The sequence below is a fragment of the Rhodococcus baikonurensis genome (genome assembly GCF_040489275.1).
GTDB classification, from domain to species: domain Bacteria; phylum Actinomycetota; class Actinomycetes; order Mycobacteriales; family Mycobacteriaceae; genus Rhodococcus_F; species Rhodococcus_F baikonurensis.
The window spans coordinates 426,873-444,918 of the sequence record NZ_JBEUOQ010000005.1; the positions used below are offsets into that span (position 1 = coordinate 426,873).

General features: G+C 60.8%; 23 protein-coding genes. 9 read left to right on the forward strand and 14 right to left on the reverse strand.

Translation table 11 applies throughout. The features are described from left to right. Positions 1-255 precede the first annotated feature (255 nt). The 11 genes from rpsQ to rpsJ are packed head-to-tail and all read right to left on the reverse strand — an operon-like array spanning position 256 to position 5,520. Positions 256-537 carry a 30S ribosomal protein S17 gene (rpsQ, locus tag ABWI03_RS15405; protein ID WP_003941020.1) on the reverse strand — a complete coding sequence of 94 codons (282 nt, stop codon included), beginning with the start codon at positions 535-537 and terminating at the stop codon, positions 256-258. Then, positions 534-770 carry a 50S ribosomal protein L29 gene (gene rpmC / locus ABWI03_RS15410; protein WP_003940734.1) on the reverse strand — a complete coding sequence of 79 codons (237 nt, stop codon included), beginning with the start codon at positions 768-770 and terminating at the stop codon, positions 534-536. The genes rpsQ and rpmC overlap by 4 nt, the downstream gene beginning before the upstream one ends. Beyond that, positions 770-1,186 carry a 50S ribosomal protein L16 gene (rplP, locus tag ABWI03_RS15415; RefSeq protein ID WP_003940899.1) on the reverse strand — a complete coding sequence of 139 codons (417 nt, stop codon included), beginning with the start codon at positions 1,184-1,186 and terminating at the stop codon, positions 770-772. The genes rpmC and rplP overlap by 1 nt, the downstream gene beginning before the upstream one ends. Before the next feature lie 3 nt (positions 1,187-1,189). Then, positions 1,190-1,996: a 30S ribosomal protein S3 gene (gene rpsC, locus ABWI03_RS15420; protein WP_003941003.1), complete on the reverse strand. Its 807-nt coding sequence runs from the start codon at positions 1,994-1,996 to the stop codon at positions 1,190-1,192. Further along, positions 1,996-2,400: a 50S ribosomal protein L22 gene (rplV, locus tag ABWI03_RS15425; protein ID WP_003940717.1), complete on the reverse strand. Its 405-nt coding sequence runs from the start codon at positions 2,398-2,400 to the stop codon at positions 1,996-1,998. The genes rpsC and rplV overlap by 1 nt, the downstream gene beginning before the upstream one ends. Next, positions 2,397-2,678: a 30S ribosomal protein S19 gene (rpsS, locus tag ABWI03_RS15430; protein WP_003940820.1), complete on the reverse strand. Its 282-nt coding sequence runs from the start codon at positions 2,676-2,678 to the stop codon at positions 2,397-2,399. The genes rplV and rpsS overlap by 4 nt, the downstream gene beginning before the upstream one ends. 13 nt (positions 2,679-2,691) lie before the next feature. Then, on the reverse strand, positions 2,692-3,528 hold the full coding sequence (rplB, locus tag ABWI03_RS15435; protein ID WP_003940895.1) for a 50S ribosomal protein L2: 837 nt from the start codon (positions 3,526-3,528) through the stop codon (positions 2,692-2,694). Between the two features lie 39 nt (positions 3,529-3,567). Further along, the gene (gene rplW, locus ABWI03_RS15440; protein WP_003940990.1) at positions 3,568-3,873 is read right to left on the reverse strand and encodes a 50S ribosomal protein L23; all 306 of its coding nucleotides are present in this window, start codon (positions 3,871-3,873) and stop codon (positions 3,568-3,570) included. Then, entirely contained in the window at positions 3,870-4,544 is a 675-nt protein-coding gene (rplD, locus tag ABWI03_RS15445; protein WP_003940723.1) for a 50S ribosomal protein L4, read from the reverse strand. The genes rplW and rplD overlap by 4 nt, the downstream gene beginning before the upstream one ends. Next, positions 4,541-5,197, reverse strand: a complete 657-nt coding sequence (gene rplC, locus ABWI03_RS15450; RefSeq protein ID WP_003940826.1) for a 50S ribosomal protein L3 — start codon at positions 5,195-5,197, stop codon at positions 4,541-4,543. Before rplC ends, rplD begins: the two co-directional genes overlap by 4 nt. Positions 5,198-5,214: 17 nt before the next feature. Then, complete coding sequence (gene rpsJ / locus ABWI03_RS15455) at positions 5,215-5,520, reverse strand: 30S ribosomal protein S10 (protein WP_003938093.1); 306 nt, start codon at positions 5,518-5,520, stop codon at positions 5,215-5,217. A 565-nt stretch (positions 5,521-6,085) separates the two neighbouring features. Between rpsJ and ABWI03_RS15460 the strand changes: the two genes are divergently transcribed. The 5 genes from ABWI03_RS15460 (at position 6,086) to ABWI03_RS15480 (ending at position 11,123) form a co-directional block, all read left to right on the forward strand. Continuing rightward, positions 6,086-6,562, forward strand: coding sequence for a hotdog fold domain-containing protein (locus ABWI03_RS15460; protein ID WP_124566554.1), 477 nt, complete (start codon positions 6,086-6,088; stop codon positions 6,560-6,562). Between the two features lie 96 nt (positions 6,563-6,658). Beyond that, the gene (locus ABWI03_RS15465) at positions 6,659-7,183 is read left to right on the forward strand and encodes a chorismate mutase family protein (protein ID WP_124566555.1); all 525 of its coding nucleotides are present in this window, start codon (positions 6,659-6,661) and stop codon (positions 7,181-7,183) included. Next, positions 7,180-9,264, forward strand: a complete 2,085-nt coding sequence (gene pabB, locus ABWI03_RS15470) for an aminodeoxychorismate synthase component I (RefSeq protein ID WP_095968895.1) — start codon at positions 7,180-7,182, stop codon at positions 9,262-9,264. Before ABWI03_RS15465 ends, pabB begins: the two co-directional genes overlap by 4 nt. 8 nt (positions 9,265-9,272) lie before the next feature. Further along, entirely contained in the window at positions 9,273-10,172 is a 900-nt protein-coding gene (locus tag ABWI03_RS15475) for a prephenate dehydrogenase dimerization domain-containing protein (protein WP_283376889.1), read from the forward strand. A 6-nt stretch (positions 10,173-10,178) separates the two neighbouring features. Next, positions 10,179-11,123 carry a diiron oxygenase gene (locus ABWI03_RS15480; RefSeq protein ID WP_298778712.1) on the forward strand — a complete coding sequence of 315 codons (945 nt, stop codon included), beginning with the start codon at positions 10,179-10,181 and terminating at the stop codon, positions 11,121-11,123. A 7-nt stretch (positions 11,124-11,130) separates the two neighbouring features. Here the strand turns inward: ABWI03_RS15480 and ABWI03_RS15485 are convergent, their stop codons facing one another. Continuing rightward, positions 11,131-11,985 carry a glycosyltransferase family 2 protein gene (locus tag ABWI03_RS15485; protein ID WP_069145813.1) on the reverse strand — a complete coding sequence of 285 codons (855 nt, stop codon included), beginning with the start codon at positions 11,983-11,985 and terminating at the stop codon, positions 11,131-11,133. Positions 11,986-12,419: 434 nt separating this feature from the next. Here ABWI03_RS15485 and ABWI03_RS15490 point away from each other — a divergent pair, with 434 nt between their 5' ends. The 4 genes from ABWI03_RS15490 to ABWI03_RS15505 all read left to right on the forward strand — a co-directional run bounded on the left by ABWI03_RS15490 (position 12,420) and on the right by ABWI03_RS15505 (position 16,304). Then, entirely contained in the window at positions 12,420-13,400 is a 981-nt protein-coding gene (locus ABWI03_RS15490; protein WP_054188113.1) for a daunorubicin/doxorubicin resistance ABC transporter ATP-binding protein DrrA, read from the forward strand. Next, positions 13,397-14,260: an ABC transporter permease gene (locus tag ABWI03_RS15495; RefSeq protein ID WP_353798746.1), complete on the forward strand. Its 864-nt coding sequence runs from the start codon at positions 13,397-13,399 to the stop codon at positions 14,258-14,260. Before ABWI03_RS15490 ends, ABWI03_RS15495 begins: the two co-directional genes overlap by 4 nt. Next, positions 14,260-15,114: an ABC transporter permease gene (locus ABWI03_RS15500; protein WP_054188169.1), complete on the forward strand. Its 855-nt coding sequence runs from the start codon at positions 14,260-14,262 to the stop codon at positions 15,112-15,114. Before ABWI03_RS15495 ends, ABWI03_RS15500 begins: the two co-directional genes overlap by 1 nt. Positions 15,115-15,254: 140 nt before the next feature. Next, positions 15,255-16,304: an alpha/beta hydrolase gene (locus ABWI03_RS15505; RefSeq protein WP_054188111.1), complete on the forward strand. Its 1,050-nt coding sequence runs from the start codon at positions 15,255-15,257 to the stop codon at positions 16,302-16,304. Positions 16,305-16,387: 83 nt separating this feature from the next. On the opposite strand, the gene ABWI03_RS15510 is transcribed toward ABWI03_RS15505, so the two are convergent. Further along, positions 16,388-17,026, reverse strand: a complete 639-nt coding sequence (locus tag ABWI03_RS15510; protein ID WP_353798747.1) for a histidine phosphatase family protein — start codon at positions 17,024-17,026, stop codon at positions 16,388-16,390. After that, on the reverse strand, positions 17,023-18,046 hold a 1,024-nt coding region (locus ABWI03_RS15515; RefSeq protein WP_353798748.1), incomplete at its 5' end, for a thioesterase domain-containing protein. The genes ABWI03_RS15515 and ABWI03_RS15510, both read right to left, overlap by 4 nt.

An 18,046-nucleotide genomic window follows, 5' to 3' on the forward strand; every position in this document is an offset into this window, starting at 1 on the left:
CTGACGTCGGGAGACGATCACTGCAAGCACCGTTCGAGCTGCGCACGTGAAGACACACCTCTGCCACAGGCAACCGTTCTATTGTAGGGAAGGGTTCACCGATTACCAAATCAGCCGTACTCGACGCAACTCGAACCCTTAGCCCGGCAAAGCCCCGGAAAGCCTGCGAAAGTCCCGGAAAGCCGAATGGCCCACTCCCCCAAGGGGAAGCGGGCCATTCGGTGATACTCGATCAGCTCGAGGATTCGATCAGGCTTACTTGGCCTTTTCGAGGACCTCGACCAGACGCCAGTGCTTCGTCGCGGACAGCGGACGGGTTTCCATCAGCTGAACGCGGTCGCCGACGCCGGCAACGCCGTTCTCGTCGTGCGCCTTCACCTTGGTCGTACGGCGGATGATCTTGCCGTAGAGCTTGTGCTTGACGCGGTCTTCGAGCTCGACCACGATCGTCTTTTCCATCTTGTCGGACACGACGTATCCGACACGGACCTTACGGCTCGCGCGCTCTTCTGTGCTCACTGCTTTTTCCTCACTCATGCCGCGTCACCTGCATCCGGACCCACAGCGAGTCCGAGCTCACGCTCACGCAGGACGGTGTAGATGCGCGCGATCTCGTGACGAACGGTGCGCAGTCGTCGGTTGTTGTCCATCTGGCCGGTAGCCATCTGGAAACGAAGGTTGAAAAGCTCTTCCTTCGACTCACGGAGCCGGGTGACCAGCTCGTCTTCACTGAGCTCGCGGAGCTCTGCTGCTGGGGTTCCAGTAGCCATCAGAACTGCTCCTCTCTGGTCACGATCCGGCACTTGCACGGGAGCTTGTGCATCGCGCGGCGCAGGGCCTCACGAGCAATCTCCTCGTTGGGGTATGTCATCTCGAACAGAACGCGTCCGGGCTTGACGTTGGCAATCCACCACTCGGGCGAACCCTTACCGGAACCCATTCGGGTTTCGGCCGGCTTCTTCGTGAGGGGGCGATCCGGGAAGATGTTGATCCAGATCTTGCCGCCACGCTTGATGTGCCGAGTCATGGCGATACGAGCGGACTCGATCTGCCGGTTGGTGATGTAGGCAGGCTCGAGAGCCTGGATGCCGTAGTCACCGAAGGTCACCTGGGTACCGCCCTTGGCGGCACCCGAACGGCTCGGGTGGTGCTGCTTGCGGTGCTTGACCCGCCGTGGGATCAACATGCGTCAGCCCTCCTGATTCTGTTCAGTTGCGGGAGCATCGGCGGTTGCGGTCGCTGCGCGGCCGGCCTCGGTGCTGGTCGCAGTGGTACCGGTGGCACCGGAACGACGCGGACGGCTCGGACGCTCACGACGCGGGCGATCCCCGGCCGGTGCGGCCGTGTTGGCGGCGAGCTCACGCTTGCCACCGACGATGTCGCCCTTGTAGATCCAGACCTTGACGCCGATGCGACCGAAGGTGGTCTTGGCCTCGTAGAGGCCGTAGTCGATGTCCGCACGAAGCGTGTGCAGCGGCACACGGCCTTCGCGGTAGAACTCCGACCGGGACATCTCGGCGCCGCCGAGACGACCGGAGCACTGAACGCGGATTCCCTTGACGTTGGGCTGACGCATGGCCGACTGGATGGCCTTGCGCATTGCACGACGGAAGGCAACGCGGTTCGAGAGCTGCTCGGCCACACCCTGTGCGACGAGCTGTGCTTCAGCTTCTGCGTTCTTGACCTCGAGGATGTTCAGCTGGACCTGCTTGCCGGTCAGCTTCTCGAGCTCGGAGCGGATGCGATCGGCTTCGGCGCCGCGGCGGCCGATGACGATGCCCGGACGTGCAGTGTGGATGTCCACGCGAACACGGTCACGGGTGCGCTCGATTTCGACCTTCGCGATTCCTGCGCGCTCCATGCCGGTGGCGAGGAGCTTACGGATCGCGACGTCTTCCTTGACGTACTCCGCGTACTGCTTGTCTGCGTACCAGCGAGACTTCCAGTCGGTGGTGATGCCGAGACGGAAGCCGTGCGGGTTGATTTTCTGGCCCACTACTGAGCACTTCCCTTCCGGCGATTACGGGTCGATGTTCCGGTCTTCGGCAGGCTCTCCACGATCACGGTGATGTGACTGGTGCGCTTGCGAATACGGAACGCACGTCCCTGTGCACGCGGCTGGAACCGCTTGAGGGTCGCGCCCTCGTCCACGAACGCCGTAGCAACGACAAGCGTGCTGGGGTCGAGGTCGAGGTTGTTCTCGGCGTTGGCTGCTGCGGAGGCGATCACCTTGGCGACCGGCTCGCTCGCTGCCTGCGGCGCGAACTTCAGGATGTTCAGGGCGTCTTCAACCGAGCGCCCGCGGACCAGGTCCACAACTCGACGTGCCTTCATCGGCGTAACGCGAACGTGCTTCGCTACGGCCTTGGCAGTCGGGTTGGCGGTTTCGGTGTTGCTCATCGCCTCTTCGCCTTCCGATCATCCTTGATGTGACCCTTGAACGTGCGGGTCGGTGCAAACTCTCCGAGCTTGTGTCCGACCATGGAGTCGGAAACGAACACGGGGACGTGCTTGCGGCCGTCGTGAACTGCAAACGTGTGGCCGATGAAGTCCGGGATGATTGTCGAACGACGGGACCAGGTCTTGATGACCTGCTTGGTTCCCTTTTCGTTCTGTACATCCACCTTCGCGAGGAGGTGGTCATCGACGAACGGGCCCTTCTTAAGGCTGCGTGGCATCCTTCACTCCCTCCTAGCGCTTGTTCTTGCCGGTGCGGCGGCGACGGACGATCATCTTGTCGCTTGCCTTGTTCTTGCGGGTACGGCCTTCAGGCTTACCCCACGGGCTGACCGGGTGGCGTCCACCTGAGGTCTTGCCCTCGCCGCCACCGTGCGGGTGGTCGACCGGGTTCATCACGACACCACGAACGGTCGGGCGCTTGCCCTTCCAACGCATACGGCCGGCCTTGCCCCAGTTGATGTTCGACTGCTCGGCGTTGCCGACCTCGCCGACGGATGCGCGGCAGCGCACGTCGACGCGACGGATTTCACCGGAAGGCATACGCAGCGTGGCGTAGCTGCCTTCCTTACCGAGGAGCTGGATGCTGGCGCCTGCGGAACGAGCCATCTTGGCTCCGCCGCCGGGACGCAGTTCCACACCGTGGATGGTGGTACCAGTCGGGATGTTGCGCAGCGGCAGGTTGTTGCCCGGCTTGATGTCGGCGCCTGCACCGGACTCGACCGGTGAACCCTGCACCAGGCCCTTGGGGGCGATGATGTAGCGCTTCTCACCGTCTGCGTAATGCAGGAGTGCGATGTTTGCTGTGCGGTTGGGGTCGTACTCGATGTGAGCGACCTTTGCCGGGATGCCGTCCTTGTCGTTGCGACGGAAATCGATCAGTCGGTATGCACGCTTGTGTCCGCCACCCTTGTGACGGGTGGTGATACGACCGTGTGCGTTACGTCCACCGCGACCGTGCAGCGGGCGAACCAGCGACTTCTCGGGGGTCGACCGAGTGATCTCGGCGAAGTCCGAGACGCTCGAGCCACGACGGCCCGGTGTTGTCGGCTTGTACTTACGGATTGCCATGAGTCTTCTCGTCCTCTATGTCTCGTCAAGTCCCGGCGCTTACGCGACCGGTCCTCCGAAGATCTCGATGGGCTTGCTGTCAGCGGACAGGGTCACGAGCGCGCGCTTGGTGTCCTTGCGCTTGCCGTAACCGAATCGGGTCCGCTTACGCTTGCCCTGACGGTTGGCGGTGTTGACGCTCGTCACCTTGACGCCGAAGACCTTCTCGACGGCAATCTTGATCTGCGTCTTGTTCGAGTCCGGGTGCACCAGGAAGGTGTAGGTGCCTTCCTCGATCAGTCCGTAGGACTTCTCGGAGATGACCGGAGCGAGCAGGATGTCGCGGGGGTCAGCGATGGTGCTCACTTGGCGTCCTCCTTGTTCTGAGCGCTCTCTGCGGGCCCGTGGATGAACGCGTTGAGTGCCTCGACGCTGAACACGACATCGTCTGCATTGAGCACGTCGTAGGTGTTGAGCTGGTCGGGTGCAATGGGATGCACGCCTTCCAGGTTCTGCACGCTCTTCCAAGCGGCTACATCCTGGCGACCCACGACGAGCAGCAGCTTCTTGCGATCCGAGATCTCGCCGAGGAACGCGATTGCGCCCTTGGTCGAAGGCGTCTGCCCTGCAACCAATTCGGTGATGACGTGGATGCGCTCGTTGCGTGCGCGGTCAGAGAGGGCTCCGCGAAGAGCGGCTGCCTTCATCTTCTTGGGGGTGCGCTGGCTGTAGTCACGCGGCTGCGGGCCGTGAACGGTTCCGCCGCCGACGAACTGCGGTGCGCGAGTCGAGCCTTGGCGTGCGCGGCCGGTGCCCTTCTGGCGGTACGGCTTCTTGCCACCGCCGCGGACGTCGCCGCGGGTCTTGGTGGAGTGGGTTCCCTGACGAGCAGCTGCGAGCTGCGCGACGACAACCTGATGGAGAAGCGCGATGTTGGCCGGAGCGTCGAAGATCTCAGCGGGGAGATCGACGGTGCCGTTGGTCTTGCCGCCGGCGACCTTGACGTCCAGGGTCAACTTGGTCTCGGTGCTGGTCATGCCCGTGCACCACCCTTCACTGCACTCTTGACGATCACGAGGCCGCCCTTGCGGCCGGGGATCGCACCCTTGATCAGCAGCAGGCCGTTCTCGGCATCCACCTTGTGGACCGAGAGGTTCTGCGTCGTGATGCGGTCGCTACCCATGCGTCCGGACATGCGCATGCCCTTGAACACGCGGCCGGGAGTTGCACAGCCACCGATGGAGCCCGGGCGGCGGTGAACAGCCTGGGTACCGTGCGACGCGCCCTGTCCCTTGAAGCCGTGACGCTTCATGGTTCCGGCGAAGCCCTTGCCCTTGCTGGTTCCGGTGACGTCGACGTATGCGCCGTCCTCGAAGACCTCGGCGGTGAGCTCCTGGCCGACCTCGTAGTCGGAGGTGTCCGCAACGCGGAGCTCCACTACGTGGCGACGCGGGGTCACACCAGCCTTGGTGAACTGGCCGGAAGTCGGCTTGTTCACCTTGCGCGGGTCGATGGCGCCGAACGCGAGCTGAACGGCGCTGTAGCCGTCACGCTCTTCGGTACGGATCTGGGTTACGACGTTCGGCCCAGCCTTCACGACGGTGACCGGGACAACCCGGTTGTTCTCGTCGAAGACCTGGGTCATGCCGAGCTTGGTGCCCAGGATTCCCTTGATCTTGGTATCAGTCATTGTTTTTGTCTCCGCCGTCACTGAATGTTCACGTCGACACTGGCCGGAAGGTCGATGCGCATGAGCGCGTCAACCGTCTTCGGCGTCGGGTCGAGAATGTCGATCAGCCGCTTGTGAGTACGCATCTCGAAGTGCTCGCGCGAGTCCTTGTACTTGTGCGGCGAGCGGATGACGCAATATACGTTCTTCTCGGTCGGCAACGGCACAGGTCCAACGACGCGGGCACCCGTACGGGTTACCGTCTCGACGATCTTGCGCGCTGACGCGTCGATCGCCTCGTGGTCGTAGGCCTTGAGCCTGATGCGGATCTTTTGTCCCGCCACGCTTAGTGTCCTTTTCTTGCCGCGTTTCGTAGCCCGCCTGGTCAGGCTCGAGCTACCTCGTCTGCACAGTCCTTGCCTGGACGATGACACGACGAACACTGAAGCGATCGGGACCAAGTCGAAGTTCGGGAGACCGTGTTGGCGGTAAACCGAGCATCGGATCGAGATCAGGATCTGCTGCCGCTGTTCGTTTGTCATTGTTCTCCGGTACACGCGGTCGGGCGTGTCGCCTTCTCACTCATCCTGCGCCGGACAATCTTTCGATCATCTGGCGCGTGATGCGTACCGGACGTGTTCGATGTCGAACACAAAGTAGGTACTGCTTCCGTCCTGCATTACTTCTCGTCTTGCATGGTCACAGTCGTTGACCCGATTACCCTGACGGGATCTGCGATCGATCGTCTGTGACGTCTTACCCTTACCCGATCACGGCCGCAAACGACCGCGTCCCGGACAAGGCAACCCGACCAGTATGCCGTACCTGGCCCGATTCCTCAACTCCCCCGAACCAGCCTTTCCGAGTGAGCTGCGCGACAACAACCTTACTCAGAAGTAAGATAGGCACATGACTACTTCCAGCCCCACCTATCGCGGATGGCAGAAATTGCCGGACAACGCCCTCGGACATGCAGTTTTCTCGGCGGCAATGTCCATTCGTGTGCCCTACTTTGCCTCCGTCCTCCCCCGGGTGACCAAGCTGGAACCGGGACTGTGCGAGGTCCGCTCCCCCAAATGGTGGGGCGTCCACAACCATCTCGGCACGTTTCACGCGATCGCAGCATGCAATCTCGCGGAGGTCGCAATGGGCATGCTGAGCGAAGCGACGGTTCCGAACTCGCACCGCTGGATCCCCAAGTCCATGAAGGTCGACTACCTCGCCAAGGCCGAGACCGGCCTGCGGGCAGTCGCCCGACTCGAGACTGTGCCGGACTTCGCGGCGATCGAGCGCGGTACCGAACTGGTCGTTCCCATCTCGATCTTCGACCGAGGCGGCAAGGAAGTAGTCCACGCCGAAATCACCACCTGGGTCTCCCCCAAATAGGCACCCTCGTAGGCGCTCACGAACCCGCCTGCATCGCAAGCTGATTCGTCCGCCGACAAGTTTCGCAGAATTGGGCACCACCGCAGGTTTCGGCAAATGACGATCGTGGAACACCTCCCCGAACGGCGATGGTCGGTCGGGGTGCCGGTGTCCGGAGGTGAGTTGCGTTCCGGGCACCACATTGTCGACCTCGCGTCACGCCGAGCACCGGGAGGCCTCGTGGAAGAGTTCTTGACCACAACGAGTTCCGAAGCAGGCACGCAGACCTCGTCGTATCCGGACAAGGCCGAGGGATTGGACAGCTTCCGGCGCGACCTCGACGCCATCGACGCGCTACTTCTCGAGACGGTGCGGCAGCGGCTGGAACTCTGCCTGCGCATCGGCGAGTGGAAGCGCTCCCGTGAGGTTCCGATGATGCAACCCGGCCGAGTCCGCCTCGTGCAGGAACGGGCGCGTGAATTCGCTCGTAGCCACGACCTCTCCCCTGACTTCTTCAACGCCCTGTACGAGCTGATGATCGCCGAGACCTGTCGACTCGAAGACCTGGTGATCAACGCACCTGTTGAGGAGGAGGACACTGTTCGGGAATCCGTCGGACCGAGATCAGGATCATCGACATGAGTTCCCGCACCCTTCTGGTGGACAATTACGACTCGTTCACCTACAACCTGTTCACCCTGTTGACCGAGGTCAACGGGGTTGTGCCCACCGTGGTCCGCAACGACGCGGATTGGGATTCCCTCGATCTGGCGTCGTACGACAACGTGGTCATCTCCCCCGGTCCCGGCCGGCCGGATCGCGACCGTGATTTCGGAATCAGCCGCCGTTTCATCGAGGAAGCGCCTCTCCCACTTCTCGGTGTCTGTCTCGGCCACCAGGGCCTGTGCGAGTTGTTCGGCGCGGATGTCGTGGTTGCGCCCGTACCGATGCACGGCCGGATTTCGCTGATCGATCACGACGGTTCGGGCATCTTTGCCGGACTTCCGTCACCGTTCCGAGCTGTTCGCTACCACTCGTTGACCGTCGAGAATCTGCCGAATGCCTTCGTTCGTACCGCGTGGACGTCCGACGGTCTGCTCATGGGTGTCCGGCACCGGACCAAGCCGATGTGGGGCGTGCAGTTCCATCCGGAGTCGATCAGTACGGAGTTCGGCATCGATTTGCTCGAGAACTTCCGTGATCTGTCTGTCGGACGAACTCTGGATTCGGTGATCCGACCCGAACCGGCTCCGCAAACACCCGACCTGCGACCGGCGATCAACTACGACGTCGACGACGTGACTCTCGATTTTGCGGTGGATCCGTCGGCGGCCTTTGCGGCACTCTTCGCAGACGGCCCGAACGCGTTCTGGCTGGACCGCGCGGCAACTGCAGAACCGAGTGCACGCTTTTCGATTCTCGGCGATTCGTCGGGGCCGCTGGCCGAGTTCATCACGTACGACGTGCAGGCCGAGGTACTGACCGTCAGCCGAAAAGGCTTGTCCGACGAGCACATTCGAGTTCCGTTCTTCGATTACCTGGACGGGCAACTCGCGACGCGCTTCGTGCCCTCGCATCCGGAACTCGATTTCAACCTCGGCTACGTGGGCTACCTCGGCTACGAACTGAAGGCGCAGACCGGAGGAAGGGCAGTCCATCCGGCACCCACTCCTGATGCCGCCCTGGTGTTTGCCGATCGCGCCGTCGTCATCGATCACACCGCCGGCCGCACGCACGTTTTGAGGTTGCGCGAGAAAGTCCGCGACGCCGGCCATGACGATTGGCTCGAATCGACCGTCGACGCCCTGGCGCGACTCGGCGCGGACCTTCCGGAACGCACCCCGGTTCCACTGATCAGTGACACCGTCTGGACGCAGGCTCGCCTCCGGCATGATCGCGATCAGTACCTCTCGTTGATCGGAACGGCCCTCTCGGAGATCCGGGCAGGTGAGTCCTACGAGGTATGTCTGACCAACATGGCGAGCGTCGACGAGACGATCGACGCACGGCGGGCGTTCGAGTATCTGCGCTCGATCAATCCGACGCCGTACAGCGCTCTTCTCGACTTCACCGGCATCTCGGTGGTCTCGGCCTCGCCTGAGCGGTTCCTTCGTGTCGACTCGGACGGCAACGTCGAGTCCAAGCCGATCAAAGGGACCCGCCCGCGCGGCGTCACCCGAGCGCGCGATGCTGCCCTGAGGCAGGACCTGCTTGACAGCGAGAAGGACCGCGCCGAGAACCTGATGATCGTGGACCTCACTCGCAACGACCTCACCAAGGTCTGCGTTCCGGGAAGTGTCCACGTTCCGAGGCTGTTCGCGATCGAATCGTACTCGTCCGTCCACCAAATGGTGTCGACTGTGCGTGGACATCTGAGTCCGGGATCGTCGGCGGTGGACTGTGTCCGTGCCGCGTTCCCCGGTGGATCGATGACAGGTGCCCCGAAGGTACGGACGATGGAGATCATCGACCGCCTCGAATCCGGCCCACGAGGGGTCTACTCGGGATCGATCGGGTACTTCGCCCTCGGTGGCGCCGCGGACCTCTCGATCGTGATTCGATCGCTCGTCTGCACCGAGAGCGGCGTGACCTTCGGAATCGGCGGTGCCATCACAGCGTTGTCCGATCCGGAAGAAGAATTCGACGAGACCACGGTCAAGGCGTCCACGCTGCTCCGTGCGCTCGATGCAGTGTCCTCGCGGGTCCTCGAGTACGGCGGGTAGATCCAGCCATGACGGCGGTATCGGGCACAGCGACGGTTGTCGGCGGGCTGGGTGCCGTCGGATCCATGTTCGTCGAACTGCTTCGTGCCGAGGGGTGGACGGTCACCGTCGTCGACCCAGCAGGCAGCGATCCTGACGGAGACGTAGTCGTCGGAGACATCACGAAACCCAGTGACCGGGTCCTCGCGCACGTGGAGTCCTCGAGCATCATCGTGCTCGCGGTTCCCGAACAGGTCGCTCTGGCCGCACTACCGACGCTTCGAACATCCGGCGCTCTCGTTGTGGACACTCTCTCGGTCAAATCGCGGATGGACGCAGCAATCGTCGACGCCGGCCGAGAAGGCGAGTTCCTCGGACTCAACCCCATGTTCCGTCCGTCGCTCGGCCCGCGCGGTCGGGCCGTCATCGCGGTGCCGTACGTCGACGGTCCGCAGTCTCAGAGCTTTCTCGACGTCGTGCGCTCGTGGGGAGCCTCGGTCTCGGTGATGGATGCAGATCGTCACGACCGACTGGCCGCTGCTTCCCAAGTTCTGACCCACGCGTCGGTTCTGGCATTCGGCGTTGCCCTGGCCGAACTCGGAGTTTCCGCGGACGATCTCCTCGCGGTCGCCCCTCCCCCGCATCGGACCTTGCTCGCGCTCCTGGCGCGTGTAGCCGGCGGCGAACCGGAGGTGTACTGGGACGTACAAGCGGGCAATCCGTATGCAGGTGCGACACGAAAAGCACTGTTCGATGCCACCTCACAGGTGGACACGGCGGCCGAGACCCTCGCGGAATTCACGACGCTGATGAAAACCGCCGAGGCAGCGCTCGGCGACCGCTCAGGCCAACTGAACGCGGAGTGCCAGAGCTTGTTCGATCGCATTGCCGACGGGCGCAGAGAGATTGCCGAAGGGCGCAGAGAGTAGGGCACGATGAGACCTGGAGTGAGTCCGCCCAGCCTGCCGGAATTCGACGCGTCCGATCCGGTCGAGAGTGCAATCGTCAGTCGGCTTGCGAGCAACTGGGCACGCCGGGCAACCGTGAAGAAAGCGGAGCCGGAACTGGACGATCTCTTCGATTCGTCGCTGTCCGACTACCCCGAACCATTGCTCCCGTTCGCAGAGCATCCGACCTACCTGGCATTGAGTCCCGAGCAGAAGCAACGCCTGCAAGCCTGGGCATGGATCGCGTTCAACAAGAACGTCATGGACATCGAGAAGTACGTCGTCAATCCCGGCTTCGACGTTCTCGCCGAAGACCGACTCGGCGTCGGTCTCGGAGATTGGGCTGCAGTGGCGGTCAATCAGGCGATGGTCGACGAGCAATATCACACGCTCATGCACTTCAATGCCAGCTCAGCGACCCGACGAGGGAGGGGTTGGGCGCTTCCGTCGAAGGCACTGCCCGACGTCATGACGGTCCGCACGCGGGCGCAAGCCCTCGACGCGGCCGGTGATCATCGCAAGATCGCGCTGACCGAGCTTGCGTTCATGACAGTCGCAGAGGTTTCGATCACCGCATACCTCGACCTGATCTCCGACGACCCGGGCGTTCAGTCGATCAACCGCGCGACGATCCGGTTGCACGCTCGCGATGAGTACTGCCATGCCTCGATTGCCGGGGAACTAGCAGTACTGGTGTGGGATTCCCTGGATAGTGGAGATCGCAGCTATCTGCTGGAAGGCTTCGAGGACGCGATGCGAGCATTCAGCGGGACCGACTTCGGCGCGTGGCGAGCAATCATGGAGATCGAAGCCGTAACCGGCGGACAGAAGATGCTCGACGACATCGAATCGGGACGGCGCAACAACCTGTTCGTCCAGGACTACAGCGGTATCGAGAGGTTGTACAAGACCTTGAATCTGGACAGGATATAGCCGACTCTCACGAATCCACGGGCATAGTGCGGGCTCCGGAACCTGACAGCAGTTTCCGCCATGACAACCGATCGGTTTGCCGGTCGTACATTCGGTACGCCGGCCACAACAGAGCATGCAGAATTGACGTCTTGAGAATCATCAAACGAAGTCGTGTAGTCATAGCCTGGTGATACTCGAGCGTTGTCACCGAAGCCTTGTTGTATGACAGAAACTCGATGGGTCCAGTCTCTCCCCTTCGACCGGAGATTTCGCTCCGCATGTCCAGGTCAGTGCCGAACTGCATCCCTGCCTTCACCAGGCACAGCGACAGATCCACGTCTTCGTGAATGTCGGTGCGATCACTGACCTTGTCGCGGATCGAGCGCCACGACGTCGCCCGAATCGCCATATTCGAACCAGTCAGTGCGTGCGCCGGTTTGATTCCGTGGAAATCGCCACGGGCCTCGGCTTTCTTCACCGCTGCTCGCTGAAGACCTGAAAACGGTGACTCGTAAAACAACGAGAAACCGGTAACGGCATCAAGATCATGAGAAGCGAAGGAACTTCGAACCGCTCGCGCCCACCCTGGTGCGACACGCGAATCCGCATCGACCCTGCCGATGAATTCACCCACTGCGATGTCGAACCCGGCATTACGTGCATGAACAACGCCTTGACGCGGTTCTACAAGATATCGAATTCGAGAATCCCGCTGCTCGAAAGAACGCGCGATTTCAGGGGTGCGGTCGGTGGAATTGTTGTCGACAACAATTATCTCGAGGATTTCGTCCCCTTGACGAGCGAGGGACTCCAAACACCCGGCGATGTAGTCCTCCTCGTTGTACACGGGAACCACCACTGACAACGTGCCGATATCCATGAGCAGTAGGTTACCTCGCCAGAGGGAGTCGACTTGATGATCGAGTCAGGGGTGCCCGTCGATCGAGTACGAACTCGTAGTACTCGACGAGCACTCAGCACGCGCGAACACGGTTCACACCTGTCGGCGACCCGAAATCAGGCCCGGTATCGGACACTGTGCGATATCGCACAGTCCAGTCGGTCGGCCTGACCGCGGCTTATCGCCAAGCTGCACATTTGCATCGATCCCCACCGCGCGAAGGCCGGAGCGAGGTTGTCCCTCCGGTAACATCCACTGTGCATCCGGAGATAGACGTACAAGGTTCCCGCAACCACTGGGGTCCTTACCAGTGACTCCGGCTCGGGCTACGACTTGCTCGAGAAAGGACACGGCCGAGGAGCCGTGTCCAAGCACAGCTCGGCCCGAACACCCATGTAGACAGCGGAGAATTGATGCCCTTATCGACGGACGCGGCGGTAGTCGTGGAGGACGTTCACAAGTCCTTCAAGGATGTGCACGCATTGCGTGGCATCAACTTCCAAGCTCCCAAGGGCACAGTGCTCGGCATCCTTGGACCCAACGGCGCAGGTAAGACCACCACCGTCAAGGTTCTGTCCACGTTGATTCGGCCTGACCGCGGCGTCGCAATGGTTGCCGGATACGACGTCGCTCGCAACCCAGCCGACGTTCGCCGTTCGATCATGATGACTGGCCAGTTCGCCGCACTCGACGACGCACTCACCGGACGCGAGAACATCGAACTGTTCGCTCGCCTGATGGGCCTCGATCGCGCATCCGCCAGGCAACGAGCCGTGGACCTTCTCGAAGAATTCGATCTCGTGGAAGCTGGGGGGCGAGCCGTTGCAGGCTACTCCGGCGGCATGCGACGACGCATCGACATTGCGTGTGGATTGGTAGTAAGGCCAGAAGTCGTATTTCTCGACGAGCCGACGACTGGACTGGACCCCCGCAGCCGCCAGAGCGTGTGGAACCTCGTGCAGACTTTGAAGGAGCAAGGCATCACGGTTCTGCTGACCACTCAGTACCTCGAGGAAGCTGACCTCCTCAGCGACAACATCATTGTCATCGACAAAGGATCTGTCATCGCGGAAGGGACGGCCAACGAATTGAAGGCACGAACCGGCGCCAGCTTCTGCGAAATCGTTCCCGCCGAGGCAAGCTTGCTGGGGCCAGCAGCCAACGCGTTGGGTAATTTGGTTCCGCCGGACTTCCGCTTCGATCTGGCAGTCGAGAACGGCCGAATTGCAATTCCCGCACCCCGTGGTTCTGCGACCCTTGCAGAAGCTCTGCGGCGTCTCGATCACGCACGGATACCACTCGCGGACATCGCCCTGCGCAGGCCTTCACTTGACGACGTGTTCCTGTCGTTGACGGGGCAGTCGCGTCCGAGCGAAACAAGCGATGCGACGTGACCACGACGACGAAATACGCAACTCAAGATCTTGCCTTGAAACAGGTAGGTCAACGGTCCATCACGGTGCCGAATGCAGCTCGGATCGGACGCCATCGTCGTCCGCAGCCATCCGCGGTCACACAGTGGTGGACCCTTACCGGCCGTACCGTTCGCGCAATGATTCGCCGGCACGAATTGCTCGTCGCAATCGTCGCGCCATTGATCTTCACGGTCGGCTTTTACCTGCCCCTCAAGTTCGTAATGCAGCTGCAGGGACTCAATTACGCACAGTTCTTGATGCCGATCATCGTCTTGCAGGCGATGGCCTTCACTTCGATCTCAGCGGCGCAGATGTCGGCGACCGAACGCATCACTGGCTTCAGCAGTCGGATGCAAACCATGCCGGTTTTCGGCCCGGTTCCACTGTTTTCGCGGATGAGTAGTGGATTCCTCCGATCCGTCGTCTCACTGACGGCAGCAGTGATCTACGGATACGCGATCGGATTTCGCTTCGTCGGTGGTCTGTCACAGGCCATGCTCTTCTGCGTGATCGCGTTGACTTTCAGTACGTGTTTGTCGCTCGGCGGTGATGCAATCGGCTCGCTGTCGAAGAGCCCACAAGCAACCAGTCAGGCATTGACACTTCCCCAATTGATCCTCGGAATGCTCTCGTGTGGATTTGTTCCGGAGAGTGGATTCCCGGAATGGATCCGGCCGTTCGTACGCAATCAGCCCGTATCTCAGTTCTCCTACGCCATGCGGGACCTGGCTGCCGGCACCCTCACCCCGAATACGTTGGTGCCAGTTGCGGCTTGGTCGATCGGTTTGATAGCGGTATGCGGGCCACTCGCATACTGGGCAAGTACGAGGCGAGCGTGATGAGTTCTCTCGAGAAGCGTGAGGAGATACGCAGTGGGCGGGCGCTCGCGTTCCCTCTTCCCAACGCGGCACTACCCGAGAACTCGGCCAGCGCGCTCTGGACCCACAGCCTTATTCAAGCGAAGCGGCTTCTGATCAACTGGGCGCGCGATCCTTCAACGACTGTTCAGGCGCTCGTTTATCCCGCGTTGACCTTGATCATGTTTCGCGTTGTTCTGGGAAATTCCATCACAGCTGCCACCGGGCAGCCGAGTATCTATGGGACTGTCCCGCTCATCATTCTCGTGGGGGCGATGTTCGGTTCGATCGCCAGCGCAGTTGGCTTGCGGGGCGAGCGGAAGAGCGGTCTGCTCGGTCGATTCTGGACGCTGCCCGCACACCGAGCATCGGGCCTGGTGGGCCGGATGATCGCTGAAGCCGTTCGAGTTCTACTGACAACGATCGTCATCATCGGCGTTGGTTATGCCGTCGGCTTCCGGTTCACTCAGGGCCCGCTTGCGGCAGTGGCAATGATACTTCTACCCATCGCATTCGGCATTGGGTTCGCGGTGATGGTCACGGCTCTCGCCACGATGTCGGAAAATGTCCCGCTCGTCGAATTGGTTTCCATTGGGTGCACCTTGTTGATGTTCTTCAACAGTGGTTTTGTCCCGACAATGGCATATCCGGTCTGGCTTCAACCCGTTATTGCCGCACAACCGATGTCCGTCGCAGTCGACGCTATGCGCGGACTTTCGCTCGGAGGCCCGGTCCTGGTGCCAGTTCTGAAAATGCTTGCCTGGTCAGCGGGAATGATCGCCGTATTTCTATATCCTGCGATTCGGGGTTACCGCCGGGCTGCGGAGACTTCATGACAGACGCATCCAGCGAGTGTGGCCTCATACCAGAATTTGAATATCTAAATAAGGTAACAGTCCACAAACAATAACCGACTCAATTCTCTGAATGCGACAAGGTCGCAATCGACAATGAATCAACCGAAAGGTATGAGGTCTTGACGCGAAATTCCACGACCTGGCGACGCACCGTACAGATCGGTGCATTGGCCGTTGCCGGCTCACTGCTCACAGCCGGTCTCGCGCAGGCCACCCCCGCGCGCGTCGGTGGCGACTCATCCGAAACAGCGTCGACGGGCTCCTACATCAAATCCGTCGAGAAGGTCAATGACCGTCAGCTCGTCGTCAACGTCTATGCGGCGTCGATGGACAAGGACGTTCCGATTCAGGTGATCACCCCGGCCGATAACTCCGAACCTCGCCCGATCGTCTATCTGCTGAACGGTGCCGGCGGCGGAGAAGATGCCGCGACATGGGAACTACAAACTGATGTCGTCGATTTTTTCGCTGACAAGAACGTGAACGTCGCCACGCCTGTCGGTGGGCGTCTCTCCTACTACACCGACTGGGAGAAGGACGACCCCAAGGCCGGACGCAACAAGTGGTCGACCTTCCTGGGCAAAGAATTGCCCCCGTTGTTGAACGAAGAGCTGGGGAGCAACGGTAAGCAAGCCATCTCGGCCATCTCGATGTCCGGTACGTCGGTACTGAACTTGGCGATCGAGTACCCCGGTTTCTACAGTTCTGTTGCCGCTTACAGTGGCTGCGCACAGACCAGCGATCCCCTCGGACAAGCATTCGTCCGGACGACCACGGAATGGATCGGCGGCGTCGACGACATCACGAATATGTGGGGACCATTGGACGGACCGGGATGGGTCGAACACGATCCGCTCGTCAATGCAGAGAAGCTGCGTGGGACGCCCATCTACATGAGCACCGGAAACGGGCTTCCTGGAATTCCGAACGACACATTCCTCAACCCACGTCTGAGTGATGGTCGCGCATATACGGAGAACCAGATCATCATCGGCGGCCCGATCGAAGCAGCGACCAACCTTTGCACTTCGAACATGGCCAAGCGCCTGTATGAATTGAATATTCCGGCCGTTGTCGACTTCCAGCCGGTCGGGACCCACTCGTGGGGCTACTGGCAGGATCAGCTACACAAATCATGGCCGTTCATCGCCGGTTCGCTCGGAATCTGAGACAACCGCAGGAACATTCTCAACCAGCCAGCCTGTTCTTCTCGATCAAATGCGAGAAGAACAGGCTGGCTTTCCTCTATACCTCAGTCCGTAGGTACATGGCTTGCGGAATAGCTGACATCAACGAGGGCTTCGCCAGAAAAAGTGACTGAAGTGATCGAAGTGTGAGCCACATCGCGTTCATGCTGCCGACGCCACAATGATTCGCTCCTCAACGAACGCCGCAAGGTACAGATGGGCAGCTCGTGGCTGAAGCACACGCCCTCCGTGCCCGCGCTCCGACGCCGAGCCGAATCCAGGGCAGCAGACATACGTCTGACCATCGATTTGTAGCTCTCCCCCCACGAAGGCGTCACTGGATTCCACGTTTTGAGCAGCAACCCGACCGACGGCTTCAGTCTCGGGTCTCCCGCTGCGATCCCGTCGAACCTTCCCTCCCACTCCACAAGATCTTCGTTCTTCTCGATGGGTAGATTCAACAAATCGGCTAGCGGAGTGGCAGTTTCAATCGCGCGTTCGAGCGGGCTGGAGAAGATCGAAGAGATTGGACGATCACCGAGAATCTCGGCGACTGTCTTCGCCTGGCGATTGCCCAATTCGGAAAGCGAGTATCCGGGTAGCCGGCCGTAAATTACTTTCGACGGATTGAACACCTCTCCGTGACGTACAAAATGCACGACAGTGCGAGGTTCGGCCGACCGAGCCGGGGTTTCATCAGTCATGACGAGCGCTTCTCCTGCGTACGTAGGTACTCGGCGACGATCGGCCCGATCAACTCAAGCTTGTCCGGATGCATCATCGACGTGTGATTGCTGTCGATATCGATGTCAGTGATCTGTCCACCGATCACCGATCTCCATTCGTCTGTCACTGTGAAGTCCATGTCCATGCCCGCAGCTGCCCGGAACATCACCACGTCGCCATCATATTTGCGCGGCTCATACCCGGAGATCAATTCACCACTCGCCGAAGCGAAGTCGTAAAGTGCGCCAATCTGTGTCTCAGTCATGAACGACACCGAGTCCAGCGTTTTACCGATGGCGATGATCTGGCTGCGATCAAGAGAATTGACGTCGGCACCTTCACCGAGTTCCACTCCCCAACTAGCTGCCATGTCACGGGTGTTCTCGAGCGCTACATCATCGTCGACCTCCCTCGGATGACGTGGATCCACCATGAACAGAGAGACCTCGAAACCTTGCTCGCGTAGAAGAACAGCACATGCATGGCCGATGAACCCTCCAACTGAGTGGCCGATTATGTTAAACGGCCCAGTCGGATTCACATCGATCATCTCACGCACGTAACGGTGCGCTAGCTCGTCGACGGAGGTCGGTAATGCCCACGCCTCCGTCATTACGGGAGTTTGCAGGCCGTAGATCGGCGTATCTGCCTCTAGATACGGAGCGAAGCCCGAGGCCTTCCACGCCAGACCACTCATTGCATGGATATAGAAGAGCGGTGGCCGCTGTCCTTCGATGCGAACGGGAAACAGCACGCCGATCGCATGATCGTCCGGTGTCGCCGAACCTGATTCCCGAGCCTCTTCGATCCTGGCAGCGAGTAATTCGGGTGTCGATGCACCGAAGAGCATGCGGACAGGAACATCGAAATCGAGTGTGCTGCTCAAGTTGGCGGTCAATCTCATCGCGATGAGGGAGTTGCCACCCAACTCGAAGAAATCATCATCCAACCCCACCCGATCAACACCCAACACACCCACAAACGCCGACGCCACCACC